At 37.8% G+C, this 26,204-nt stretch carries 23 protein-coding genes; 15 read left to right on the forward strand and 8 right to left on the reverse strand.

The annotated features are described in order from the left end of the window. Positions 1-11 precede the first annotated feature (11 nt). Positions 12-929, reverse strand: coding sequence for a tetratricopeptide repeat protein (locus CLV96_RS07635; protein WP_004785002.1), 918 nt, complete (start codon positions 927-929; stop codon positions 12-14). A gap of 50 nt (positions 930-979) precedes the next feature. On the opposite strand from CLV96_RS07635, the gene CLV96_RS07640 reads away from it, so the two are divergent. The 4 genes from CLV96_RS07640 to CLV96_RS07655 are packed head-to-tail and all read left to right on the forward strand — an operon-like array spanning position 980 to position 4,044. Continuing rightward, the gene (locus CLV96_RS07640; RefSeq protein ID WP_004784470.1) at positions 980-1,408 is read left to right on the forward strand and encodes a GNAT family N-acetyltransferase; all 429 of its coding nucleotides are present in this window, start codon (positions 980-982) and stop codon (positions 1,406-1,408) included. Continuing rightward, a complete protein-coding gene (locus CLV96_RS07645) occupies positions 1,405-2,178 on the forward strand; it encodes an SDR family NAD(P)-dependent oxidoreductase (RefSeq protein ID WP_004786728.1) in 774 nt (257 codons plus the stop codon). The genes CLV96_RS07640 and CLV96_RS07645 overlap by 4 nt, the downstream gene beginning before the upstream one ends. A gap of 1 nt (position 2,179) precedes the next feature. Continuing rightward, the gene (locus tag CLV96_RS07650) at positions 2,180-3,523 is read left to right on the forward strand and encodes a DUF445 family protein (RefSeq protein WP_004786340.1); all 1,344 of its coding nucleotides are present in this window, start codon (positions 2,180-2,182) and stop codon (positions 3,521-3,523) included. Continuing rightward, a complete protein-coding gene (locus tag CLV96_RS07655; protein WP_004784045.1) occupies positions 3,520-4,044 on the forward strand; it encodes a hypothetical protein in 525 nt (174 codons plus the stop codon). The genes CLV96_RS07650 and CLV96_RS07655 overlap by 4 nt, the downstream gene beginning before the upstream one ends. Here CLV96_RS07655 and CLV96_RS07660 read toward each other — a convergent pair. The 7 genes from CLV96_RS07660 to CLV96_RS07690 all read right to left on the reverse strand — a co-directional run bounded on the left by CLV96_RS07660 (position 4,021) and on the right by CLV96_RS07690 (position 13,654). Continuing rightward, the gene (locus CLV96_RS07660) at positions 4,021-4,863 is read right to left on the reverse strand and encodes an alpha/beta hydrolase (RefSeq protein ID WP_243836435.1); all 843 of its coding nucleotides are present in this window, start codon (positions 4,861-4,863) and stop codon (positions 4,021-4,023) included. The genes CLV96_RS07655 and CLV96_RS07660 overlap by 24 nt on opposite strands. Next, positions 4,826-6,811 carry an Lnb N-terminal periplasmic domain-containing protein gene (locus tag CLV96_RS07665; protein ID WP_004787153.1) on the reverse strand — a complete coding sequence of 662 codons (1,986 nt, stop codon included), beginning with the start codon at positions 6,809-6,811 and terminating at the stop codon, positions 4,826-4,828. The genes CLV96_RS07660 and CLV96_RS07665 overlap by 38 nt, the downstream gene beginning before the upstream one ends. A gap of 42 nt (positions 6,812-6,853) precedes the next feature. Further along, positions 6,854-7,339 (reverse strand): DUF3015 family protein, encoded by a 486-nt coding sequence (locus CLV96_RS07670; protein ID WP_004786909.1) that lies wholly within the window; start codon positions 7,337-7,339, stop codon positions 6,854-6,856. A gap of 16 nt (positions 7,340-7,355) precedes the next feature. Then, on the reverse strand, positions 7,356-7,859 hold the full coding sequence (locus tag CLV96_RS07675) for a DUF3015 domain-containing protein (protein WP_004787300.1): 504 nt from the start codon (positions 7,857-7,859) through the stop codon (positions 7,356-7,358). Between the two features lie 222 nt (positions 7,860-8,081). After that, positions 8,082-9,983, reverse strand: a complete 1,902-nt coding sequence (locus CLV96_RS07680; protein ID WP_004785269.1) for a serine hydrolase — start codon at positions 9,981-9,983, stop codon at positions 8,082-8,084. Positions 9,984-10,150: 167 nt separating this feature from the next. Next, on the reverse strand, positions 10,151-12,277 hold the full coding sequence (locus tag CLV96_RS07685; protein ID WP_004786401.1) for a toprim domain-containing protein: 2,127 nt from the start codon (positions 12,275-12,277) through the stop codon (positions 10,151-10,153). Positions 12,278-12,283: 6 nt separating this feature from the next. Further along, on the reverse strand, positions 12,284-13,654 hold the full coding sequence (locus CLV96_RS07690; protein WP_004786991.1) for a DNA gyrase subunit A: 1,371 nt from the start codon (positions 13,652-13,654) through the stop codon (positions 12,284-12,286). Positions 13,655-13,893: 239 nt separating this feature from the next. Between CLV96_RS07690 and CLV96_RS07695 the strand changes: the two genes are divergently transcribed. The 11 genes from CLV96_RS07695 (at position 13,894) to CLV96_RS07745 (ending at position 26,196) form a co-directional block, all read left to right on the forward strand. Further along, on the forward strand, positions 13,894-14,607 hold the full coding sequence (locus CLV96_RS07695) for a hypothetical protein (protein WP_004785520.1): 714 nt from the start codon (positions 13,894-13,896) through the stop codon (positions 14,605-14,607). After that, a complete protein-coding gene (gltX, locus tag CLV96_RS07700) occupies positions 14,604-16,154 on the forward strand; it encodes a glutamate--tRNA ligase (protein WP_004786785.1) in 1,551 nt (516 codons plus the stop codon). The genes CLV96_RS07695 and gltX overlap by 4 nt, the downstream gene beginning before the upstream one ends. A 158-nt stretch (positions 16,155-16,312) precedes the next feature. Then, positions 16,313-16,855, forward strand: coding sequence for an ATP-binding protein (locus CLV96_RS07705; protein WP_004786490.1), 543 nt, complete (start codon positions 16,313-16,315; stop codon positions 16,853-16,855). A gap of 1 nt (position 16,856) precedes the next feature. Then, complete coding sequence (locus tag CLV96_RS07710) at positions 16,857-17,963, forward strand: glycosyltransferase (protein ID WP_004786856.1); 1,107 nt, start codon at positions 16,857-16,859, stop codon at positions 17,961-17,963. Further along, the gene (gene polA / locus CLV96_RS07715; protein ID WP_004787265.1) at positions 17,960-20,779 is read left to right on the forward strand and encodes a DNA polymerase I; all 2,820 of its coding nucleotides are present in this window, start codon (positions 17,960-17,962) and stop codon (positions 20,777-20,779) included. Before CLV96_RS07710 ends, polA begins: the two co-directional genes overlap by 4 nt. Next, positions 20,766-22,466: a hypothetical protein gene (locus CLV96_RS07720; RefSeq protein ID WP_004786553.1), complete on the forward strand. Its 1,701-nt coding sequence runs from the start codon at positions 20,766-20,768 to the stop codon at positions 22,464-22,466. Before polA ends, CLV96_RS07720 begins: the two co-directional genes overlap by 14 nt. A gap of 91 nt (positions 22,467-22,557) precedes the next feature. Further along, a complete protein-coding gene (locus CLV96_RS07725) occupies positions 22,558-22,788 on the forward strand; it encodes an AAA family ATPase (RefSeq protein WP_004787332.1) in 231 nt (76 codons plus the stop codon). A gap of 69 nt (positions 22,789-22,857) precedes the next feature. After that, positions 22,858-23,262: a DUF4143 domain-containing protein gene (locus CLV96_RS07730; protein WP_040917260.1), complete on the forward strand. Its 405-nt coding sequence runs from the start codon at positions 22,858-22,860 to the stop codon at positions 23,260-23,262. 220 nt (positions 23,263-23,482) lie between these two features. Then, positions 23,483-24,130 carry an SOS response-associated peptidase family protein gene (locus tag CLV96_RS07735; RefSeq protein WP_004787618.1) on the forward strand — a complete coding sequence of 216 codons (648 nt, stop codon included), beginning with the start codon at positions 23,483-23,485 and terminating at the stop codon, positions 24,128-24,130. A 162-nt stretch (positions 24,131-24,292) separates the two neighbouring features. Further along, positions 24,293-25,069 (forward strand): GNAT family N-acetyltransferase, encoded by a 777-nt coding sequence (locus tag CLV96_RS07740; protein WP_004786974.1) that lies wholly within the window; start codon positions 24,293-24,295, stop codon positions 25,067-25,069. Next, on the forward strand, positions 25,066-26,196 hold the full coding sequence (locus tag CLV96_RS07745; RefSeq protein WP_004784550.1) for a hypothetical protein: 1,131 nt from the start codon (positions 25,066-25,068) through the stop codon (positions 26,194-26,196). The genes CLV96_RS07740 and CLV96_RS07745 overlap by 4 nt, the downstream gene beginning before the upstream one ends. Positions 26,197-26,204: the final 8 nt, after the last annotated feature.

Below are 26,204 nucleotides of genomic sequence, written 5' to 3' on the forward strand. Positions count from 1 at the left end.
AATAAAAGTGGTCAGTTAGATTTGTTTTGGGCCCCTAATTGGTTTAAGTTTTTAATGACATTGCGATAAGATGAATTTTCTTCTAACGGTTCCCGGATGTTTCCTTTTTCTTTCATCTCTTCCAATATAGACTTAATTCGAATGTATTCATCATAAGCTAAATTTGATTTTCCCACTTGGTATAAAAAATTAGCCTTTGCAAACCTTGTTGGAACATTGTATGGCTCTTTGCGTAGGATTTGGTCCAATAATGAAAAAGCAGTTTCTACTTCATCGTATCCATTCGAAAGTTTTCCATTCCAGGCTTCATCCTTCAATGAAGAATCAAAATACACAAGTGCCAATTGAAAAGGGAACCGAGAATCTTCTTTATCTAATTTTGAAAGTTGTTTGAATAATCCAATCGCACGATTTCGTCTGACCGGCTCCCAACCCATATCTTTGGAAGCATTGGCATAAGCAACTGCCATTTCATATAACAACTGCTTGTCTAACTTTCCCGTTTGAATGGCTTTTTCAAAAAAAGGTAACGCAGACTCATAAGAATGGATTTCAAATCCACCCTGTTTTGAGTTAGGTAAGGTTTCTCCCATGGCTTCTTCATAATATTTGGCTCCTAAATCAGCGGAGCCGGCCCGCATATAAGCCCGAGCAATTTTCCATGAAAGGGCGGATGATTGGTTAGACTTTTGGACCATTTTCCGAATCCGTTTGTCCATCTCTTCAATTTCTGCCTCTTCCAGAGCCAACTTCTCTTTCCAGTTCACGATGTCTTTTTCGGAAGGCAGTTCTCCTCCAATCCGTTTTCGGTATTTGGATTCGGTAAGTGACTTGAGATAGTCACACCCTATCAAACTAAAGCCAAGCAGGGAAAGAAGAATCGCCAAAGAGAAGGAAACCAAAGAAAACCTGCTGTTTTTTGTGCCCATCAGTTCGATTTTAGTTTCTTTCTTTTGGATGAAAAGAAAAAAATGTGATTATGTCTCATAGTTTTCGAAGGCTGGGTGAATCCGATCTATCCTCCCTCCTCCATTGGGAATCCCTTTGTTTTCCAGGAGAGGAATGGACGGAAAAAATGATCCAAACCCATTTAGAATTCCATGTGGCTTTTGGTTTAGGAGGTCCAGAAACAAAGTGTTATGCGCTTGTTTGTGAAACTCCTTGGGAGATCGAAATTTTTCGGATCGCAACACTTCCCAACTATCGAAAGTTAGGTTTGGCTAAAGAACTTTTGGTGGCGCTATTCCAAGAATTTCCGAAAAAAGAATTCTTTTTGGAAGTAAAGGAATCAAACCTTGCGGCCATAACACTTTACCAATCAGTTGGTTTTCTTGAATTAGAGAGACGCAAAAAATATTATCCGGACGGATCCACAGCTGTCCTAATGAAAAGGAATCCATCAGAATGAAAAATGCATATGTCACTGGCGCATCCCAAGGAATTGGAAAAGAATTTGTTCGAGCCCTTGCGAAAGACTATAATGTCTTTTTAATTTCCCGTACGGAATCTGATTTAAAAAAAGTTATTTTAGAACTGGAACCTAAATCCAGAGGTATTTTAAAATATTATGCTTTAGATCTTACCAAAAAAAAAGATGTGGAAGAACTCGCTGATATCATAACAAAAGACAAAGAAGCCGAACTTCTAGTGAACAATGCAGGTTTTGGAACTGTGGGTGAGTTTGCGGCTCTTCCACTAGATAAAGAATTAGATGAAGTTAATCTGAATGTAAAAACTTTAGTGCACCTAAGTCACGTTGCTCTAAACAGATTCAAAAAAAATAAAAAAGGTTATTTGATCAATGTGGCATCTATCGCTGGTTATTTGCCAGCGCCGGGAAGTGCTATCTATGCCGCCACCAAAGCATTTGTAAAATCCTTTACAGAATCCATCCACGAAGAAGCAAAACTTCACGGAATTCATGTCCAAGCACTTTGTCCTGGACTCACACATTCTGACTTTCACCAAAGAGCAGGGATTAACAAATCCAAATACCCATCCTTCATGTGGCAAAATGCCGATGTTGTCGTAGAAGAATCGTTAAATGCCCTTCGTTATAACCAAGCCGTATGTATCACAGGTTCCTTCAATCAAGGAGCAATCACTGTTTCCGAGCTAATCCCACGAGGTTTCCTGCGTAGGTTAAGCGGAAAATACCTAAAACTAGAAGAGGAATAGGATGGATGTTGCAAAATTAGACGCCTGGTATCGTAGGTTACTTGTTATTTTCTCCATCATCGGTGGAGGATTCCAACTTTACTATGAAGGAAACATTTGGGTCAATGCTGTCTTTGTAGTTCTGATGGCAGGGATGGTAGGATATTTTACAAATTTCCTAGCCATTAAAATGTTATTTCAACCTAAACATGGTAAGGTGCTTGGTTGGTCGGGCCTTGTTCCCAAAAACAAATCCAAAATTGCAAAATCGCTAGGAGAAAGTATCCAAAGTAACCTCCTCCATCCCGATATTATTTTAACCTATATCTACGAACGTAACTTGGTCGAAACTGGTATCCAAAAAATAGTCAAAGAAATTGATGAGGCCATTCATAACGAAGAAATTCGAACCATGTTAGTGACCAAAATCATTTCTATGTTAAAGGAGAGAGGGCCTGAAATTTTAGAAGTTATCTTTGATTTTTCAGAAGAAACAATGAAAAAGATGGCAGAACGGCCAGAAGAAGTCCAAAAACTTTGGGACTACACAAAGAATCGCCTAACATACTACCTTACAGAAGAAACCAATCGTGAAGAACTTGGTAAACAACTTCGAGTGATTCTATTAGAAGAAATGCCGAAATTAGCAAATTTACTCAATGAAGGTTTGGAAGAGTATTTAAAAACAAGAAGTACGCTTGGTAAAATTGGAATCGGAGTGAAAAAGATTTTTTCTTTTAATGAAGATGCCATTCGTGAACTCTTAGAACGTTTCGTTAAAGACCCTGAAACTTCTGATCAGTTTATGAAGATGATGGACGAGATGATGGCAGGTCTCCAAGAAAGGTTAAACTCCAAAGAAACACAAGAATTCATTACTGGAAAAATTTCCAATTGGTTGGAAGCAAGTGGCGACTATGCCAGACAAAATCTTTTGCCATCGGGAATAGAAAGATTACAGTCCTATTTAGATGATCCGAACAACTGGGAAGAAATAGAAAAGAATTTTTTCCGTGCTGTGGATTGGGTCAAAAAACGCCTTCTTGAATTTATGAATAGCGAAGAAGGAAAAATTTATCTCAAAACCAATATAGAAAAATTTGTCCACAACATCAATGTGACTGCCCTTGTCGAAGAACGTGTGATGGCACTTGACACGGATGATTTGGAAAAAATGATTTTGGATAATACAGGAGGAAATCTTGTCGTCATACAATTCTTAGGTGGGATTTTAGGAATGATCGCAGGACTCATCCAAGTGCATATCTATTTTGCTGTTCCTGTGGGAACACTTGTTCTTATCACATACATTGCCCATTACAGAAACCAAAAAAGGATTTTTGCGGAATCAGAAAGGACAATATGAACAAAAAAGAACAAAAACCTCTCTTCTCTTTTATAATTCTATTGTTTTTAACACTCATCATAGGCTTTACTATGCAGTGCAGTTCGAAACAAAGTTTTGTTAAGTTGGTAACAAAAGAAAACGATACAGGACTTTTGTATTTAGTGCGTCCAGATCACACGTCACTTTCCATTTGGAACTACGAATGTTTGGTCTCACGTTATCCAGATAAATTTTCTTCTTCTATCAAACCCACCCCTATTTTTAAAATTGAACTTGAAAATGCCTCGTTAGGTTATATTCGATTACCAGAAGGAACCTATCGATTGGATGTTATCGGAAAAGAAGATACAACAAAAGTTTTCCAAATTAAAAAGGGGGAAGAAAAATATTTTGAACTAAAAATATTCAGTGAAACAAAATTGAGTAGGAGCGAACTCACTTTCAAAGAATTTAATAAAGAATCGGCGCTAACAGAAATACTTTCGACACCAACCTTTACCGAATCCTCTTTTGAATCAGTACAAATGACGATTGAGTAGAACCAAAAAATCTTTCGCAAACTTCGATCGACCGAGATTCATCCAATCTACATGTCCACCGCCACGTATTTCCCAAAATACTTTAGGTTCTTTTGCTAAACCAAAAATTTGTTTTCCATTTTCAAAAAAAATAACTGTATCCTCGGTTCCATGAATGATTAATAGCGGAATAGGAGAAAGATTTGGAATAGAATCTCGTGGACTTGTATGATCATGAAATACCCAAGAAAATAAATTTCCCATCGGAGGAAAAATCACATGATTCATAGTTTGTTTAGCAACTTCCCGATAGGAAGGAAAGGATCCATCAATACAAAGTAAAACAATTTCGTTTTTATCTTTCCAATCGGCAACAGAACGCATCGCAATAGCACCACCCAAACTTTGGCCATAGACAATTAACTTGGAACTTCTCTCCTTAGTTTCCTGCAAGGCATAATCTAAAACAAGTTTGCTATCATCGACTATATCTTCAGGATCGGGATCTCCTTCCGATTCTCCATAACCTCTATAATCAAATACAATGAGTTCATAACCATGATTCACAAGCCAAACAAGAGACAAAAAATGAGCACTCATATTTTGCCCATTCCCATGAAATTGTAAAATAACCGCTTTTGGTGTCTCTTGTTGTTTCGAATAAATCCGCCAAACATTTAGCTTCACTCCATCTTTTGTTGTTATAAAAGTGGGGGTATATGAAAAACCCATTTGTTTTGGTGTAAAATAAGTTTCTTTTGTCGGATGATAATACAAAGACGAACAATTTGAAAAAAGAAAATTAAAACAAATAATGATAAGATACAAGTGCTTCTTCATAAAATCTTTCTCCATTCACTTCTAATCGTATTTCATGTATATTTGAAAATGCATATCGAACCTTAAAGGTAACGTAATAAGAATTCAAATTGTGGCTTAGTTGGTAGTTTTGGGCAGTTGCTCCCGTATAAATTTTCCAAGCGCCCCATTCATTTTGGTAAAGTAAGCTTATATTTCCACCATAACGAATTCCATTTTCAAACATTCTTCCATTTTGAGCTTTCAATCCGGCAAGAATACTCAATACTCCCAAGCTCATCGGCGTTTTTCCAAATTCATTGGAAAAAGAATACCCCATACGAAAATCGATGTTACCAACTTGTTTCCGAAGAGTATCGTTGTTATTTTGATAAACTGCTGTTTGAATACCTGTATCTAAAAAATAAGAAAAATCTTTTGAAATTGCATTATATGGATTTAAAGATGATACCTTGATAGCACTTACAGAAGTTAGTTCCGGTTTTTGATTCTCATATGCCCTGATTGTTGTATCTAAAAATGCCAATTCCGAATTAGGAGCATGGCCCTTACTCACATTCAAAAGGTCGTGGTATGCTATTCTATATTTAAACTCAGCAAAATTTCCTAAAGAAGACACACCAAAAGAAGTGGCAATTCGACTCAATGGATGAGAGACTTCCGGTGGTGTGGACAAAGATCCTTGTTCCTTAGGAGTATATTCATCATTTTGTTTACTTCGAAAAACAAGTAACTTATCATAGTATTCTTTGTGTTGTTTTGGGATTTCCGATTTACTTGAATATCGATAACGATATGTGTCAAGGACAGCATCAGTAACCAAAGACATTCGAAAACCTTCTTTTGGCTCCGGAAGAAAGGCATTTTCGAAACGAACCATATCAAAGTAGGTGGTTTTCTCATCTTCAGTCATATCATAAAGTTTGTATTTAATTTTGGAATATAAAGAAGGGCGATATTTTTTTGAGATTACAAATCCATCTTCAGCTAAGTAAAGTTTTATGGTATCGCTAGGTGCCACAATCCAACCAGTTTTTTTACTGATATCTAATTCAGGAATGGATACTTCTAAAAATTCCATTAAATGATAAGAACAATTTTCGTTGATAAAAAAATAATCAAAGTCTGCTCTTCCCATTTCCCAAAGATGGCGAATCAATCTGTCTCTTTCTTCTGGTTTTAACTTTAGTTTGTATTCCCAAAGATCCCGACTTTCCATATCATTGTATTCATTTACTTTTAGATAATAGGGAAAAATGGCAAAAGTGCCTGGATATCCACCGGTCAATCCTTTCACTGCATATGCAAATCCATTCATTTCTCCCGGATTGGCTGCATAGTTCACTCCATAATCCAATAACTCAGAGTTTTCGTTTACCTTGTTATTTAGTTTGATAAGAGTATGTCCAAACATGGATGCCGGTGCTTGCATATAATAAGATGAAAACACAACGGATATCGATTCGGGAGTAAGGGATTCTCTCCAAACTTCAAAACGTGGACATTGGATCTCATTGATTCGATTTAAATCAAATTTAAGTTTTCCTTTCAGCCAATGGAACCTTTCGGGATACGCACATTGAGGATGTTGTAATCCTTCCGGAATCGGTTCTTCTGTAAAAAAGCTATGTAAGGTTGCAATTAATTCTTTTTCTGGATTGTATTTTCCATCTTCAGAAAGGAAATAACGTTTGTTATCAACTTCACTTTCCCAAAATCCCCATCTAGTCTTTTTAAATCTAAGCAAACGATACCAATGGGTTTCTTCGGCTAGGTGTCTTTCTTTCGCTTCGTTGATCAGTTCTTCAAGGTATTGTCGGCTTTTAGGTGATTTGGGGATTTCTTTCCCTTGTTTTCTTGCCGTTAAAAAATCTAATTCAAGAATGTTTTGTTCGCCAGTGGGTTCAATGGCCCCAAGCGAAGCAGTAAAGAGGATCAGAAGAAAAGTAAATCGGTACAGAGGAAACACCAGAGCATCCAATTGTTGGATACTCTGATTTTTTACAATGGTTTAGATTTTGCAGTAATTTTTTACTGTTTGGTCTTTTTCCAAAGTTTCATGAAGGTTCGACAACATCAAACTAGGGTTTGCTTTTGATTCTTCAGTGAAGATTCTAGAATAGTTTTCTTTGACTACTTCGCTGAATCGAGCACCAGATTTACATTCAAAAAGAGTGGCAAGGTTAGAAAGTTTTTCCCCTTTACCAGCTGCCATTTCTTGTTCCAAACTATCAAAGTTCATATGCACATAAATTTCACGTGCATGTTCTTTTTGAGCAACGCCATCTGCAGTACAGTTAGATGTTCCAGATGTGATTCCAAAAGTTTGGCTTCCCCCAGTGGCGTTTGTTGTAGCAACAAAAATTTGGTTACCACCAGGCATTACAAGAGTTCCTAGTCCGCATCCCGCCATACCGTACTTAGGTGCAGCAGACATTTGAGACGCAAGGAGAACCATAGAGATTCCGATTGTGGAGATGAGTGTTAACTTTTTCATTTTATTTCATATCTCCTTAGATTTGTGAACAAGACTTAGCGAGGATTTTATCGCTTTTAACTTCTGATTTAACTGCTGAAAGTAAACTTGCAGGTGTTGAATCTTCAGTAATGAGTTTAGCATAGTTTTCTTTCGTCACTTGGCCAAATCGGGAAATAGAATCATTCGAACAACCGAGAAGGCTTCCAAGAGACTCTAATTTTTCACCTTTCCCTGAAGCCATTTCTTGGCCGAGAGAATCGTAGTTCATTGTGACAAACAACTCTTGTACTTTATCTTGTTTTACAACACCGTCAGCAGTACAATTGGATGTTCCCGTTGTAATACCCAATGTTTGGTTGTATGCAGTACCATTTGTTGTCGTAGCAAAGATCTGCATTTTGTCATTGGTTTGGATCACCTGTGATCCAAGTCCACAACCAGCCATACCATATTTTTTTGCTTCTACAGCAGTAGATGTCATTGCAACAGCTACAACAGCAGCAGACAAAAATAGGATTGAGGTAATTCTTTTTCCCATTTCGAATTCTCCTTTTGAAACTTTCGAATCAAATTCCGACGAAATCTACTCGATCTTTTGGATTCGTCAAAAACTTTTTCAAAAGGATCGATAATTTCTTTCCTAGGGTCTTCGATAAAACAATAATTTAGAATCAAATTAAGTTGCAAAAAAGGAGCGTATAACGCGAATTTCGTCATTCAAAGGAGAAAAGGCCCGCTGAATTTGATTCAGGATTGGAGTCTATTCTCCCAAAAACTGGATCCCCGAATATATAAGAACCGGTTTTCCATCCACTTTTTTTAGGTCCAACCTTTCCCCTAAATTGCGACCGAATCCCAAAACACGAAGGGTGGACTCAGATTCCCATTGGCAAGGAAAACGGTTAGAATTTTCCATTCCACCTAATGAATAATAAACGGTTGCGTTCAGAAATCCACGTTTGTCTTCCGTTAGTTCCACTCGAGAGATGAGTGAATATGGGTCTTTCGTATGATAGGTTGTCAGAAATGATTTTTCAGGCAACCTATAGATAGGATGAATCAAAACTCCAAAACCCCAACTTCCTTTGGCTGCATTCAGAGAATACATGGTAAAAATTGGATGTCCCTCCCAAGGTTCAAATTCAATCCTCATGGATTCTAATGTTTTTTCTTTTACTGGGATCAAGCCGAAAAACAGACGTAAGTTGGCTCCAAAACGATTGTCCTTTTCTACTAAATCAAAGTCAAAACCCATCATTTCTATTTTTGGTGGATTTCCCGGTTTTACTTCATGAATTCCCAAAGGAGAAACATAAAGGCCATAAAAACCATCTAACTGGTTTTGTTTTTTTCGTTCTGGCAAGGGTGTAACTTCCAGTTTCAATCCGGTTTTATATTCATATGCAATATCCAAAATATCTTTGTTAGCTGGTCGAATCGAAGCAGTAGCAAAACTAAGAGTGTTTCCCACAAGAAAACTAGCGGTTTCTGATTCTATATCATAAATCAAATCGGCAAAAAAGGGAGGTAGTGATCCTGAATGCCCTGTGATCCAAACACTATTGTTACCGCTCTTCATTTCTTCAATCAAAACGGGAAGGCCTAGTTTCATTTGAAAATTCGAACTGGGTCCTTTTTGGATGCGGTGGAATTCGGAAAAACTGGATGGAGACAGAAGGCCAGCTCCTCTTTTACTTTGGAAGAATGCCTTCATAAAAAGACCCATGTCTTCACCGGTAGTCGAAAGAGAACCTGCGGTCAAATCACGGATTACTGGTCTATGGGTTTCTGTTTTCCAAAACAAACCAGAATATCCAGATACTAACTCTGAATCATCATTTAACTCTAACAAGGTGGAATGTTTCATTCCGGCTTTGGAAAATAGATTCTTTTGGAAATACTCTTCAATCCCAATACCTGAGGCTCTTTCAATGACAATCCCAAGAAGGCCAAATCCATAATTTGAGTACGAATGGGCTTTGCCTGGTTCATTTCTTTCCATTTGTGAAAGTGTTTGAGGAAGAGAACGAAATGCCGTCAAAATCTCAGATTCTTTGGCTTCGGGCGAAAGAAAAAAACCGTACGCACGATCAGAAGGCAATCCCGATTGGTGGGTTAAAATATCTCGAATGGTAATTTCACGATAGTTTTGTCCACGAGAAGGCATCCCCACCACTTCTGGAAGGTAAATGGAAACAGGATCATCTAACTTTAATTTGCCACTCTCTTGTAATTGTAAAAGAGCTATGCCGGTAAAAAGTTTGGTGATACTCCCGATTTTGAATCTTTGCACCAGGCCTTTTTTGTCTACACCAAGAGAACCAGAATGCACAACTCCATCACCTAACAGATACATATACGAAAGTGATTTGATCCCAGAGTTTTTTACATCCTCTATTTTAGACAAAACCACTTTTTCCGTAGTGTTCTTGTCATTATGATAAACCTCTATTGGTTTCTCTTGTAGGGAGGAACATTGTAGGAAAATGAAAATGTTTAAAATCAAAAAAAAGGATTTTGATTTGCGATTTAAGGAAGATGGAAGAGGATAAAATAATGGCAGGGGATGAAACGGAAGAAGAGATTCTTCTTTTTCCTTGTTTTTGTTCTTAGCGGAGGGCTTAAGCGAAGACTTAGTGTTTTTTGGAGGACTAGGTTTCATTCCCCTAAAAATCGAAAACCACCAACTTACTGCAAGTCCATAAAACAGAGAACTCTTAAGACCTATGGATTCAGGAGTGATCGCTATGCCAAACGGAAAGAACTACAAAAGTTCTCTCGTTTGGGTTTTGTTTGTTGGGAAAAGTTTGGGTGATCCGATCGAAAAGGTTAGTCTTCGATCACACTCATTGAGTATTCAGAAATCGCTTCCCGGCGTTTTTCTGCATAGTCTTTGTGAAACCAAAGGTCTTGCGTATTCTTTGCTGTCTTTTTGTTTCCCACAGTGATAGTGGTCATACAATGATCTACAGCGTATTTCATTGCCTCTTTTCCCGTTTCTCCAAGTCCCTTGTTTCGTTTTTTACGAGTGATTTCAGCACCTTGTTTGTTAACTTTAGCAACTAACTTGTCGTACTCGGCATCATCAATACAAAATACGGTTTCTTTTTTTGCATCTTTCCACTTCACATCCACCTCGTAAAGTGGTGCTGCAGAAATATTGATAAAACCTAAATCAAAAAGCTCCGGCCAATACTCATAGAAAAAAGACAACATGAGAGATCTGATGGCATACCCATCAAAATCCGCATCGGTGATGATGCTGATACGATCGTAATGAAGTTCATCAATGGACTTTACTTTTTGGTCGAGAGGAAGGCCTACAATGGCCACAATGTTTTTCATCTCTTCGTTTTGCATGGCCTTAGCAAGTGACATTCCTTTGCAGTTAAGTGGTTTTCCCCGAAGAGGGAAAAGTCCATGCAACTTTGGATTTCTTGCCGGGCGTAATCCCGCAATCGCCGAGTCCCCTTCCGCCACAAATAGAATTCGGCCTGGATCGTTTGGTTTGCCCGTAGGAGGCATAAGCTTAGGGATATTGTTCCGTGACGCCTTACGGAGGCCTTTCTGCGCATCCTCGAGCTGTTTCATCTGGGTTCTACGTTCCATCACCATCTTTATTTCTTCGATGAGGCCCGTTTTTTTCAAAAGTTTGTCGAGGTGTTTGTCCACAGACTTTCGAATGTCTTCATTCAAATCATTGATGAGATAGGATTTATCTTGGGATTTAAAACGTGGATTGAGGATGCGAAGGTTCACATACATATGAAAACAACTTCTGACATCGTTTCTTGTACATTGGGTGTTTAGTTTTTTTTCCAAACTGACAATTTGAGATTTTTTACGTACTTCATCACAAAGTCTGTTTTCTAAATACTCAATCGCAGATCCACCTTGAGGACAAAAAATCGAGTTTACCCAAGTAAGAGTTTTGTTTTGTCCCACCACCACATAAGTATCCATATGGATTTGGGAAGCGGAAGCCTTATCAGAGTAATCCAATTTGTAGTACACCATCTCGGAATTACTAAAAATCTCATCAAAACCTTTTTTGAATTTATACTTTTCTTTCCCTGTTTTGTGGATAAACACTACCTCAAGGCCAGGATTCGACATTGCAATGTCCTGGAGGTATTGTTTCACCAAATTGATGTTAAAAGAAGTATCTAAGTTGTTAAAATATGCAGGGTTAAGTTCAAACTCAACTGTTGTCCCATGATCTTCTTTTTTAGCTGTTTCTACAACAGCAGTCATTCCTGTTTTATCACAAGGCGCTTTTAGTTGTTTGATTTGGTCAGCAGATAATAACGGACAGTCGACAAAGGTTCCATGTTCATCATAGTATAAATGAACCCGTTCTGTATCTTCTTTGGAAAGTTTAAAACTACGAATGGTTTTTTTAACATCATCATGGATGCTAAACATTTTTTTGTAAGCTTTTCCACCATTGATGGTCTTCACTCTAAAGAAAGAAGAAACCATACGCACAAGTGAAATCCCCACACCGTTCTGTCCTGCAACATGGTCTTCTTTGACTTTATCATCAAAGTTTTCTCCATACATCAAATGGAGGTAAACCCCTTCTGCATTATCTGCGGGAATTCCACGACCGTTGTCTTGGATGGTCACACGTTTGCGATCGGTAGACAATTGGATGATGAGTTTGTTCATCTTGTCTTTTTCAGGGATGGACTTGTCGTTTAAGTTCTTTCTATACTCATCCACGCAGTTCATACAGGCTTCGTCCAAACATTTGAGTTTGGCCGGAATATCCGAAAGTTCTTCATGAACGATATCATATTTACCAGCGTTATCTTTGGTAAAAAAATGTTGTTCAAAAGTGGAAAGGGAGTTTTGTCCAAGCCACATTCCCGTCCGCATTCGAACGTGTTCTACATTCGATAATTTCTTAAAATTTCGCGAATTTCCTGAGGTTTTTTCAGTTTTTTGAGCCATATTAAATTATTTCGGATCCCATTTTTTCTTTAGTTCATCAAGTTCATCGGTCATAAAACCGGTGAGTTTTTTATCGTCTTTTTGTAATGCCGTATACTCAGTGTATTTTGTTTTAGCTTCTACTATGGCATCTTCGCATTTTCGAACTTCTTCCAAAGTCATTCGATACACAGGAATGGAACTCAACCATTCGAAATAAACGAACTTAGCTGCTTTCAATTTGTCTTCGAATTCTTTTTTGGATTTAATCCCTGTTACTTTTTCGTTCCATTTTTCCTTAATGAAGCGAATGAGTTCTGAGTTGCGATCAATCTTTTCTTTTTCCAAACCAGCGAGTCGTTTGAAACGACGGATGAGATGGGTTTTTCTAAAATCACAGAACCGTTTGATGATTTCTTCTGGATTAAAGTTACGAAGTTTCCCTTCGTGTGTGATGACGTTGATGGTTAAAACTTCGTTGTTCTCTTTGGAAAAAAGTTCCTTCAATTCTTTTTCAGAAGGTTCTTCGCCTTTTTTAGCAACAAGTTCAATCTTAAAGGTTTGACTGGAATGATCCACGTAGTCTTTCAACCAATTGTCTTTTTTCTCAATCAAATCATCTAAATAGTTTACTACCTTTTCGCGGTTCCAGTTCATGGGAGCATCAACGAGAAACAACTTCCCATCTTCTTTTTTAAACCCGAAGGTAGTGGACATCACCGTACTACCGTTGTCATTTTTGGACAACTTCACTTCGCCACCGTACCCTTTGTACCATGGTGTGATTTTTTTTGGTTTTCCAGTTTTTAAGTATGTGACTTGAGATTCGATGACATCGCTCAGTTTGTGCGCAGGAATAAAACAACGAAACCCCGTTGCAATTCCTTGGATGTTATTTAAGAGGACAACGGGAACCTTTCCTACAAAATGAATGGGCTCATCTTCTGTTTCATCATAATTTTTGACATAATCAATGTCCGGTAAACTTTCAAAGAATCCTAAATCTTTGGCAAAGTCAGATAGTTTGACTTCCGTATAACGAGGAGAAGCAATTGCATTGGGATCTAAAACATCACCAAAGGTTCCTTCACCATGCACTAATGGATAGTTATTCGCAAAAGCAAAGTCTTGAGCCATTTGCGAAAGGGCATCTTGTATGGAACGATCTCCATGCGGATGGTATCCCATTGCAAGACCTGCCACCTTTACCGTTTTGGTATGGCGGTTTCTCGCATCGGAGTTCCACATCGCCCATAAAATCCTTCGTTGAACAGGCTTTAGACCATCAATTTCTTGCGGAATGGCTCTCGAATCGCATACATAGCGAGAGTATTTCCTTTGGTCATCATTCACTTGGTCTTCAAAGGGGCGTTTTGGATACTGTTCTTCGTTCTTCATGGTTCCAAATGACACAGGGATGGGGTGAATTGACTTGTCAAGCGGTTTTCCCTTTTTAGACTGGCGATACGCACCGGTCTATGTCCCCAGAAACTCAAGTATACTCCCGATTCTATTGGCTTTTATGTACCTTGATATTTTTTTCTGGATCGAACTGCCAGAACCTGAAATCACTCTTCACGAGAGAGCCAATTTCAGAAATTCCCGCTTCCGTTTTATATACCAAATCACCCAGAAAAATGAACCAATCTTTCTTTCGAGAAGGTTCTTCTCACTTCCGATTCATTGAATGGGAACCAGGAAAAACAACAGGATATGCGGAGAAAATTGAGTTCAGTTTCCTTGCTTATGACAGCAATTTTTTATCAAAAATTAAATCTGAATTTGGTAATGTACCATTTGAAGCTTATAAAATTGTTTGGAATAGGAAGGTAGGAAAATTTAGAAAAGAAGAATCAGAAAATCGAATTTTCTTTTCCTATACCAACTCTTACTTCTCAGAAACGAAGGGTGCAACACTCACTTCTCTTTTGGAAAATAAATCAAATTCCATTGAGACAAAAACTTCCATCGAGGAGTTCGATATATTCGAATTAGGTGGAGAATCGGGCCAACTTATTGAAGAAGGAATACGTTCCGAAGTAGGTGGCGATAGTCGTTGGTCACATAGTTTAGGAAGTATGGAATTTTTCCCTAACTCCACTGTGTTTACCAAACAAGAAACTGGTATGATCAAATCGGAATATGTTTCCCATCATTATGATTATTTACAACTTCGGTATGAATGGAATCAAACAGAAACAGATAAACTATTCTTTAAACTTATTTATAAAGAAAATAATACACAAATTTTCTTTGTTCCGCCATACACCAATGGACTTACTCCGAAAACAAAAGAATCATTTGGTTACAAACGGATCGGAGATTTTTTAATCAAAGAGGAAATGAAATGACAGAAGTTCGCACTCGTTTTGCCCCATCCCCATCTGGATTTCTCCATGTAGGGGGAGCAAGAACTGCTTTATTCAATTATTTGTATGCAAAAGCAAAAAAAGGAAAGTTTTTACTTCGCATCGAAGACACGGACCAAGACCGGTCGACAGAAGCCTCTTTCAAAATCATTTTAGAATCTTTGAAATGGTTAGGAATGGAATGGGACGAAGGTCCGGGAGTGGGAGGTCCAAACGGTCCGTACACTCAGTCCGAAAGAATTCATATTTATAAAGAATATACAGACAAACTGATCTCTGAAAAAAAAGCCTATCGTTGTTTTTGTTCAGCAGAAGAACTTGAAGGCAAAAAAAAACAAGCAGATGCTATGGGAATTCCATACATCTATGATGGAAAATGTTCTGACCTCACGGAAACAGAAATCCAATCCCAAATTGAGAAAAAAATCCCCTTTACTGTAAGATTCAAAACTCCACATAAAATTGTGATCGTAGATGATATGATCCAAGGAAAGGTAAAGTTTGAATCCAAACTAATTGGTGACTTTATCATTGTTAAATCTGACGGTTTCCCTTCGTATAACTATGCTGTGGTGATTGATGACGCACTCATGAAAATCACACATGTAATTCGTGGAGTGGGACATCTTTCCAATACTCCTCGTCAAATTTTGATTTTTGAAGCCTTTGGATTTCCTCTTCCAAGATTTGCTCATGCAAGTGAAATTGTAGGAACCGATGGGAAAAAACTTTCCAAACGAGCCGGTGCGACTTCCGTTCTTGCTTTCCGTGACTTAGGTTATTCGAGTGATACCATGAGAAACTATATGGCACTGCTTGGATGGACTTCTCCTGATGGAAAAGAATATATGAGCGATGAAGAACTTTGTTCTGTCTTTGATGTAGAACGCTGCTCTAAATCTCCTGCTACCTTTGATGTATTCAAAAAACTAAAAGAAGAAGAAAAGGAAACTGTTGATTTTAATAAGTTATCTCTTCTTGGACTTGCGGAGTATTTAAATCCTAAATCAAAACTCAATTGGATGTCGAATAAATACATTCGTGATGTAAAAATTGAAACCTTGGGAAAGGAACTCGAACCATTCCTCAAAGATTGCCAAATTCCAGAAGAATACAAAAAAGGCACAAACCCACAACTCCTTTCGATTTTAGATTCTGTGCGAGTGTATTTAGATCGGCTCATCCAAGCCCCACCGTACATCGAAGAATTCTTTTTGGAAAATATCCAGTTTGAAAACGACGAAGCAAAACAACTGATTTTGGAAGGGAACGGAAAAGCCGTGGTTTCTGCTTTTTACCAAGCGGTAAAAGCCAAGCCACTCTCCACTCCAGATGAATACAAAGAAGCCATGACAAAGGCTGGAGAATCCACCGGTGAAAAAGGAAGGACTCTCTTTATGCCCATTCGGGCCATCACTACGGGAAAATCCCATGGATTGGAACTTCCTATCCTCTTTAGCCTTCTCGGCCAGGAGAAACTTGTCAAACGGATGGAACAGCTCGCCCAAACATTAGGCCTCTCAATTTAGGAAATTTTTTCCTCTACTGCTTGCTTTTAAAGGATTTTTGACTTTTTTTCTCCCTCTTGTTCGTGTAATATGAGTAAGAGAGGGGGAAAAAGCGGCAGTTGACTGTACCATCCGAAGTTATACCGTATTTGTTATGTCCCTCTCCAGGGTCCTATGCGATGTTTTTACCTCCTGATATGTCTTCCGTCAAACATTTCAGAAAAGATCTCAGACGAACCCTAGAAGACAATGGGTTTAGTGCAGACCATATCATGAACATTGAACTGGCCGCCGATGAGGCGCTAACAAATGCAGTCTCTGCCAATGTTTCTTGTCACTGTGACGAAACCATCATCTGCCGTTGGAGGATTGATTCTTCCAAATTTACACTTTATATTTTAGATTATGGATCAGGACTATCAGAGGAAGGTTCCCTCCCTGATACCGACAAAGAACTTCTTAGATCCAACCAATCACAATGTTTTAGCACCTTCCTTGACCATATCAAAAATCACCAAAGTAAAAAACCGGATACACTTCCTTATAATGGTTTCGGCCAAAAACATAAGAACATGGGAAAAGGATTGAAAATTATCAATGCCATGATGGACTCCGTTAAAGTAATGTTTCACGGAGAAGGAATGGTAGACGAAGCACCGGCGGGATTCAAAGTTATGGGTTCCATCATCGCTCTCGAATACGACCGTTCCAAACACTTATAATTTGATCCTTCATATCAATACTTCCCGCGAATGGCGCGGAGGAGAACAGCAGCTTTTTTATTTAGTCCAAGGTCTGACGAATTTCAAAATCCCACAGATGATTGTCGGCCAACCAGGTTCTCCTTTAGAAACAAAATGTAAAGAAAGTGGATTTGAATTTATCCCGATTGAAATGCGTGGGGAATGGGATAGAAAAGCATATAAGAATATTCGATCTCTTTGTATTTCTAAAAACATCAAACTCATTCATACTCATACAGCCCACGCCCATACACTTGGATTACTTGCTAAACGAAACCACTTAAACATTCCTTTGATTGTTTCTAGAAGAGTTGATTTTAAACCAAAATCCAGTTTTTTTTCCAGATGGAAATACCAACACCCAGCTAACGACTATTACTTACCAGTTTCTCAAAAAATCAAGGAAGTAATGATTTCAAGCAAAATCGCTCCAGAAAGGATCATTACGGTATACTCAGGGATTGATTTAAAACGTTTTTCAAAGTCAGCTCCACACGAATATTTAAGAGAAGAATTTCATATCCCAAAAAAATGCATTGTGATCGGAAATGTAGCAGCCCTCGTCGATCACAAAGACCAAGAAACTTTACTCAATGCGGTTTCAAAAATGAGAACAAATTTAGATTTTCGAGTAATGATTGTTGGTGATGGAAAACTTGAGAATAAATTAAAAACGCAAGCAGAACAATTGAAAATTAACGATAAAGTCATTTTTACTGGATATAGAAAAGATATCCCAGCTCTCCTTTCTTTATTTGATATTTTTACACTCACTTCTAAAGAAGAAGGTCTTGGAACTTCTGTTTTGGATGCAATGGCTTCGGCTCTTCCCATTGTTGCTACGAATGGTGGCGGGATTGGTGAAATGTTGGATCATAGTGAAGGTGCTTACGTTTGTTCGGTGGGAGATTCAGAAAGTATTGCCCAGGGTTTGGACAAACTTGTTGGATCCGAAGACTTGCGAACCAAGTTCGGTGCTTTTAACAAAACTTCAGTAAAACGATTTTCCGTTACCAAAACAGTTGAAAAAACCAAACTCATCTATTATTCCTTTTTAGGAGATACTTTGTACGGAGAAGGAACATGAGCGGAAGACTTCTTATCATTGATGGCCATGCTTTGGCTTTCCGAGCATATTTTGCTTTTGCAGCTTCTAACCTCACCAATTCAAAAACAGGACTTCCTAGCGGCGCTGTTTTTGGTTTTTGGAGGATGTTATTCAAACTCCTTCAAGATGAAAAAGTAACCCATATTGCCTTTACATTTGATCCCGGCACAAGACTCGAAAGAAACGATTTATACGAGGATTATAAAGCCCATAGGAAACCAATGCCAGAGGATCTAAAACCCCAGATCCATACAATCTATGAGATGTTAAAAGCTTTGGAATTTCCAATGTACAAAATGGATGGAATCGAAGCTGACGATATCATTGGATCCTTATGCAAAAAATTTGGTAAAGATTTTGAAGAAATCGTAATTCTTTCAAGTGATAAAGATTTATACCAAGTCCTCGACAAAAACATACACATGTTACGTGGGAAAAGAGGAGTTTCCGAATTTGAAAAGATAGATCCAAAATGGGTGGAAACCAATATCGGAATCACCAAAGAACAAGTGCCCGACTATATGGGACTACTCGGAGATGCGTCTGATAATATTCCAGGTGTCAAAGGTGTTGGAGAAAAAGGTGCAGCTAAGCTCATCCAAGAATTTGGAAACTTAGAAACTATTTATAAAAAATTAGACCAGGTAAAAAACAAATCACTTATTGATAAGTTAGCAGCTGACAAAGAAAATGCTTTTTTATCGAGAAAACTCGCTACCATTGTTACTAACCTCAAACTTGATATCAAAAAGAATGATCTCAAACTTCCGAACTATCATGAACCTGCAAAGGTTCAATATTTTAAGGATGAAGGATACAATGTCCTTCACCGTGATCTTGCTAAACAAGCAGGGATTCCAATCGCAAGTGACGGAGATTCCAAAGATAAAAGTGCCGAAAAAGAACCAACCAAAAAAGGTAAAAAATCAACAAAAGACGTAGTAGATGCAGAGACAGAAAATAAACCGAACAAAGGTTCTGCGGTAACAAAAAAGAACTACAAACGAATCCAAACCTTGGATGAATTAAAAAAAATTGTAGCAAAACTCGATCCAAAAAAACCGATCTCGGTAGATACAGAAACTACTTCCCAAGATCCAATGCTTGCTGAATTACTCGGTCTGTCCTTTTCCCAGGAACCTGGTGTTGGTTATTATATTGCTTTCTCACATCCTGAATCCATTTATAGTCACCTACTCCCTTCTCCTGAAGAAGGACTTGGTGTTTTAAAACCAATGCTCTCTGATTCCAAATGGAAAAAAGTGGGGCAGAACATCAAATATGATTTATTAGTACTTCGCAATTACGGTGTGGAGCTTGCCGGAATTCATTTTGATACCATGCTTGCCTCTTACCTTTTAAATCCAGGGGAACGACGCCATAATATGGATGATATGGCCGTCGACTATTTAAATTACAAAACCATCACTTACGATGAGTTAGTTGGCACGGGAAAGAAAAAACAAAACTTATATGATATTGATCCCGAAAGAGTTTCAGAGTATGCTTGTGAGGATGCCGATATCACTTTTCAACTCCATAATGTTCTTTCTCCTAAAATGGAGGAAGGAATTCACAAAAAACTTTTTTATGAAATTGAGATGCCAGTGCTTCTTACTTTGGCAGATATGGAATTTGAGGGAATCAGTGTGGAAAAGGGATATTTTGAATCTCTTTCCAAAACCTTTGAAGCCAAAATCAAAGAACATGAGAAAAACATTCACTTCTATGCTGGAAGGCAGTTTAACATCAATTCAACGAAAGAATTACAAACTGTTTTATTCGAGGATTTACGACTTCCTGCTGAGAAAAAAACACAAACGGGATATTCTACAGATCATTCCGTTTTGGAATCTCTCCAAGGAACCCATCCCATCATTGATGATTTATTAGAAATCCGAAAATTTTCAAAGCTGAAATCCACTTATACGGATACTCTGCCAACACTTATCAATCCCAAAACAGGGCGTATTCATACAAGTTATAACCAAACCATTGCTGCCACTGGAAGGTTATCTTCTACAAATCCGAACTTACAAAACATTCCCATCAAAGATGAAGAAGGAAGGTTACTCAGAAAAGGGTTTATAGCAAAAAAAGGTTTTGAAATTCTATCTCTAGACTATAGCCAAATCGAACTTCGAATTATGGCTCACTTTGCCAACGATCCACAAATGATGGATGCCTATAAATCAGGAGTCGATATCCATAAACGAACCGCTGCAGGGATCTTTGGAGTTCCAGAAGACAAAGTAACGCCCGATATGCGAAACAAAGCAAAAGTTGTTAACTTCTCTGTCATTTACGGAGTCACTTCTTTTGGTCTTTCCAATAACCTAAGGATTAGTCGCAAAGAAGCAAAAGAATTTATAGAAAAATACTTTGCTACCTATAAAGGCGTACAAACTTATATGGAAGAGATTGTAGAGTTTTGCAAAGAACATGGGTATGTGGAAACACTGCTTGGTCGTAGACGTTATCTTCCGGATATTCACTCTAAACACAAAATGGCAAGTGAAGCAGCAAAACGTGTAGCTATCAACTCCCCTATCCAAGGTACATCTGCCGATATGATTAAGTTAGCGATGATCCAGATCCATAACAAAATTAAAAAGAATGGTTATCGCTCCAAACTCCTTTTACAAGTTCATGATGAACTTGTGTTTGAAGTGGATCCAAAAGAAAAAAAAGAATTCTACCAAATGGCAAAAGACGAGATGGAATCTGCAATGAAACTAAAAGTTCCCATTGTCGCCCAAGGAAAATTTGGCGGTAACTGGGATGAAGCGCATTAGGCCGTTTGCCTTAATATTCCTTTTTTTTATATACTATCTTTGGAACACAAAAGTCTTATTCGAAACCGACAACCTCTATGGACGATTCGACTGGGATCTGTATAGTTTCCATGTTGAGTTTTTAAGAAAAACTTTTTTAGAATTTGGAACTCTTCCTTTATGGAATCCATACTACGGAGCCGGGTTTCCAGTTTGGGAAAATCCAACAAGTAAAGTAGGAAGTATCACCCATCTACTTGCGATCTTATTTCCCACACTCGTTGCATTTAAGATTAGTTTTCTCTTTTATTTTATCCTTTCAGGGTTATTCAACTTTCACTCCTTTCGACTCTATACAAAATCTTCCAACTTACCATCATTACTATTTGTATTCCTATTCCAATTTTCGGGATTTGTATTTCAAAAATTTTATGCGGGCCATTTAAACCAAATCCCTGGCCTATTTTTACCAGCCTTGGTTTTTTATATTTTATACTTCGTTCAAAAACAAAACTGGGGGATCGGTGTTTTAATTGCCATAATCACCTACATATTGTTATCCGAAGGTAGTATTTATCCACTCACACAAGGTTTATTCCTTCTTTTCTTTTTAATAGTTAGAGAAGTTTACATTTCGAAATCACCAAAAGAAAGTTTCCTTCGTTCCATCAAACTATCTGTTTTTGTTTTGGTTCTCCTCGCCTTCAAATGGTTCCCCATGTACCAATTCATCCATTCAGCAGGAAGGCATTTTGTGGCTGACAAGTATCCTTTGGTTGTGAAGGATTTATATTTTATTTTTTTTGGATCTTCCCAACATCCATTGTTTGCAAACTCAATTTCCCAAATGCAATATAGATACTGGGAATACGGAAACTATCTGGGACAAGTTCCTCTTTATCTTTTCCCTCTTCTATTCTTCACAAAGAAAAGAATGATATCTGTTCTATTTCTTCTTGGACTCACATTATGGATGATGATGGGAAATCTTTCACCGTATTCACCAGCAAGTCTCTTGGAACACTTTCCCATTTATTCTTGGGAACGAGTTTATCCTAGGTGGAGTCTCAGTGTCGTTTTTCTATATACTTGGTGTTTGGCGGTGGGGTTTCATAACCTATGGAACTTTGTTCCCTCACGTTTCCATAAAACATTGGGAGTTCTAACGGTCCTTTGTTTTCTCTTCCATACCCAAGACACAAAACAAATGAATACAAAATACTTATCTGAGATTTTTATTCTACCTTTACCAAAGGTAGTTATCAAAAACAAAAATAACTATCCAATTACCGTGCCAACAGTTTCCGATTATGGCTCCGATTCACGGATGTTGCCTGCCATTCAGGCAAACCTATCAACCAATGATATCTATGAAAACTTAACCTTCTATTTCACAAACAAAACCATAGGCGACAAAAACTATAAAGGGGAATTTTATCTACTTTCTACCGGACAAGAGAATGTTCCCAAATTTTGGAGTCCTGATCGTTATGAGTTTGGTTTCTTAAAAAAAGGGGATACTTTAGTTTTCAATCAAAAGTATCATCCAGGATTTATTAGCTCTGATCCGGATGCGAAAGTTTGTTCGTATCACGGATACCTTGCGATAAACCCAATAAAAGATATTAAAAATGTTAAAATCCATTATTCTTATTTACATAGTATTTTGGATTTCAAACAGACTTGGCCAAATTGTAAAATATTCTGACCCGCTAAAAGGAACCTCCATGATCCGAATTACATCAATCAATTCAGGCAAAATTCATGTCCAAAACGGAATTTAACTCCATTTTGGACAAATGTGGATTGCGGGAGATATTGCAAAACAAATTACAGACAATCAGGATATCATTCAGATTATCCGTGGCCCAAGGCAATGTGGTAAAACTAGCTTACTACTTCATATTGATCCAAGTTTTAAGGAAATTTCATTGGATGATCATACATTTCGAGAACTTGCAAATCGTGACCCGGAACTATTTTTAAGTCAATTCAACACAGAAAAAATATTTAAACGACTACATTGGTAGTTATGTAGAGAAAGATATGTCCTCTCTGCAGGAATACATAAAAGCCGAGAGTTCTAATCTTTTCTTAAATTGCTTGCTGGAAGAGTAGGAGAATTAATCGATTACTCTAATTTTGGAAAAGAAGTGGGAGTCGATGCAAAAACAAGTAAGGAATGGATATCCATACTTGAAAGAATGGGAATCATCGCTTTAGTTATGCCGTTTTCTTCATATTTATCTTCTCGACTCATCAAGTCTCCAAAGATTTATTTTTTAGATACGGGGTTTGTTTGTCGATTACAAGGATGGTCAGATCCATTACCTATTGTCACATCTCCACAACAAGGTCATTTGTTTGAGAATTTAGTTTATGCCGAATTACATAAATTAAACCAAAACTTTGGATTTAGTTTTCAGATTTTCCATTGGCGATCAAAAGATGGAGAAGAAATAGACTTTTTATACAGTTCTCACCAAAACAATTTATTTTTTTAGAATGTAAAGTGAGCCCTTCACACTCGAATGAAATTGTAAAATATTCTGAAGTGAAAAAAGTTTTTAAAAATCAACTGCCAAAATATTTTATCTGCCACCAAGAAGGCAAACAAATTCTTGATAGGAACATTCCGATAAAATTTCTTTCAGATTTTTTGATTTCTATTATACATGAATCTAATTGACATTAGTCAATTTAGGATTAAGATTTTCCTTTACTATGTGTAACCTACTTTCCTGGAGATTGATTTTAGAAGAAGAGAAAAAAACTGATTGGTATCTAAAGTTATCCGTAGAATCAATTAATGAATTTATAAAAACATCTTCTCCACTTTATGAAATCAAACATCCCAAAAGTTTATTACAGTCCTTTCAAATTTCAGACAACAAAATCATCTCCTCAACTAATACTTGGGGGGTAAAACCATCTTGGTGTCCAGACTTTCTGACCAATACAAAATCAGAAAAATTAATATCCTCTCCCTATTGGAGTCAATTTATCAACAATCGTATCTTAGTTCCGGTTCATTCCTTTTTTGAATGGCAAACCCAAAGGACTGGGAAAAAACATAAGTATGAAATTACATTCAAAAACCCTTATACTTATTTTGCTGGATTATGGGGGGAAGAAAATGGGATTCGCTGGATAACCATTCTCACAGGTATGGCAAATGAAAAAATGAAAACAATTCATAATAATGGCGAAAACAAACACCGCCAACCTCTTGTTATGCCAACGAAATTCCAATACCCCTGGCTTGATCCATTTGTAACGAACCCAAAAGACATTACAGACTTATTTTACAAATTCACTTCAGAAGAAACAACAGAAGTGGATTTGAATCAGGAGCAAACTTTATTCGACTAGATATAAATGTTACATATTTAAAGACTTTTAAAACAAATTCACTGTCACCAATTTGTAACAAAAGAACAAACACTTCTATCAACTGATTTTCACCTTATTGTCACATTGTCGTAACGGATACATTTTACCTTATCCTTTAGATAAACAAGAGGATACATTCCGATGAAACCAAATACAATTAACAAAACAGAACGAATCTTAGAAGTTCGTTTAGCAGAAAACCAACTAGAAATAGAAAGAGCACTGGCACTCCGTTATGAAGTGTTCAATTTAGAAATGGGAGAAGGTCTGCCACAATCTTCTGCTACAAGAAAAGATCGTGATGAGTACGATTTGTACTGCCACCACTTAATCGTAATCGATAAGTCTACAGACGACAAAAAAATTGTTGGTACCTACCGGATTTTAACACGCCAAAATGCAAAAAACGGAATTGGTTTTTACAGCGAAAATGAATTTGATATTACTTCTATTTATAACCTTCCAGACGAAATTGCGGAAGTAGGACGTTCTTGTGTTCACCCTGACTACCGTGATGGTTCGGTGATTTCTTTACTTTGGCAAGGTCTTGCTGAGTTCATGAACAAACATAACGTTCGTTATTTGATGGGTTGTGGATCCATTCATTCCACTGATGCAGGAGTTGCTTCTCAATCTTATGGATTTTTGAAAGCAAAAGACGCCATCGCACCGGAAGAATTTCGGGTGTATCCAAACCCTGACTTTGTCCTTCCAGGGTTTGATGCCAATTTTCACGTTGAAGATCCAAAATCGATCTCCAAAAATATCCCTCCACTTTTGAAAGGATACCTCCGGGTGGGTGCTAAAATCTGTGGAATTCCTGCACTGGATTCTGTTTTTGGTACTACAGATGTGTTTATTCTTTTCGACCGCAAGGAAATTACGGAGAGATATGCGAAACACTATATGAATGCATGAGCCTTAACCAGGAAATAGATTACCAGCACCCAACAAAACAGGATCAAATTCGATTTTTCGTTTTTACTCTTTTTTTAGTTCTTACGATCTGTGCCGGTTATTTCCTGGGGTTTCCTCGGTATTATCTAGGATGGTTTTCCTTTGCGATTGCATCGTTCTCTGTGGCCGGAAACGATGCAGTCCAAACCATCGGAACCTTTATCGAGAGTAAAAAATCGGTCCACTGGCTCCAAAAGATTCTCGTTTTTGGTGGTCTTTTATTTTTCGTTCATTTGATCGCTTGGTTTTTACACGGTGGCGAAATCCATTTCCATAGATTGGATTCTATTCCCGAAACCAAAGACTTCAATCTCCTCCAGCTTTTAGCACCTGTATTACTCGTTGTCATCACAAGACTCCGGGCCCCTGTATCTACAACATTTCTCGTCTTAGGTTTGTTTGGTGGTAAAAGCATAGACCAAATGTTAACCAAATCCTTTTTTGGTTATGGACTCGCTTTTCTTGTGGCCATCGTGGTTTGGGCGATCCTTGTCAAAGTAGATCCTCACGAATACCATGAAGTCCACACACCAGATCCAGTTTCCGAACGTAGGTGGTCGAGATTACAATGGCTTTCTACCATGTACCTTTGGGTGGCATGGTTATTACAAGACACAGCCAACATTGCTGTTTTTTTGCCTCGCCAACTAGGAATCATCGAATTTTTGACAGCAGCATTCATCCTCATTGTGGCCTTACTCATCATCATTCGCACCAATGGAGGGACCATCCAACGAGTGGTTTCTGAAAAATCAGACATCCAATGGGCAAAAGCAGCGACCATAGTGGATTTGGTATATGGAAGTTTACTCTTCTTTTTCCAATACATCAGCAATATCCCCATGTCCACCACTTGGGCTTTCCTCGGCCTTCTTGCCGGTAGAGAAATCATCCTGAATGTCATTACCTATAAGGACCTTCCTTACCTAGACACATTCCGAAAAGTGGGAAAGGATGTGGTTCTCGCCTCCATTGGAATCTTTGTCTCTATTTTGGTCTTCTTTCTCTCCTACTTCCTTTATCCCGAACAAAGGGCCAATACCCCTCTGGAATTTTGGAAAACACCCGTCCAGGAAGATTCCCTATAATTTTCTTT

The organism is Leptospira meyeri, from assembly GCF_004368965.1.
GTDB classification, from domain to species: Bacteria; Spirochaetota; Leptospiria; order Leptospirales; family Leptospiraceae; genus Leptospira_A; species Leptospira_A meyeri.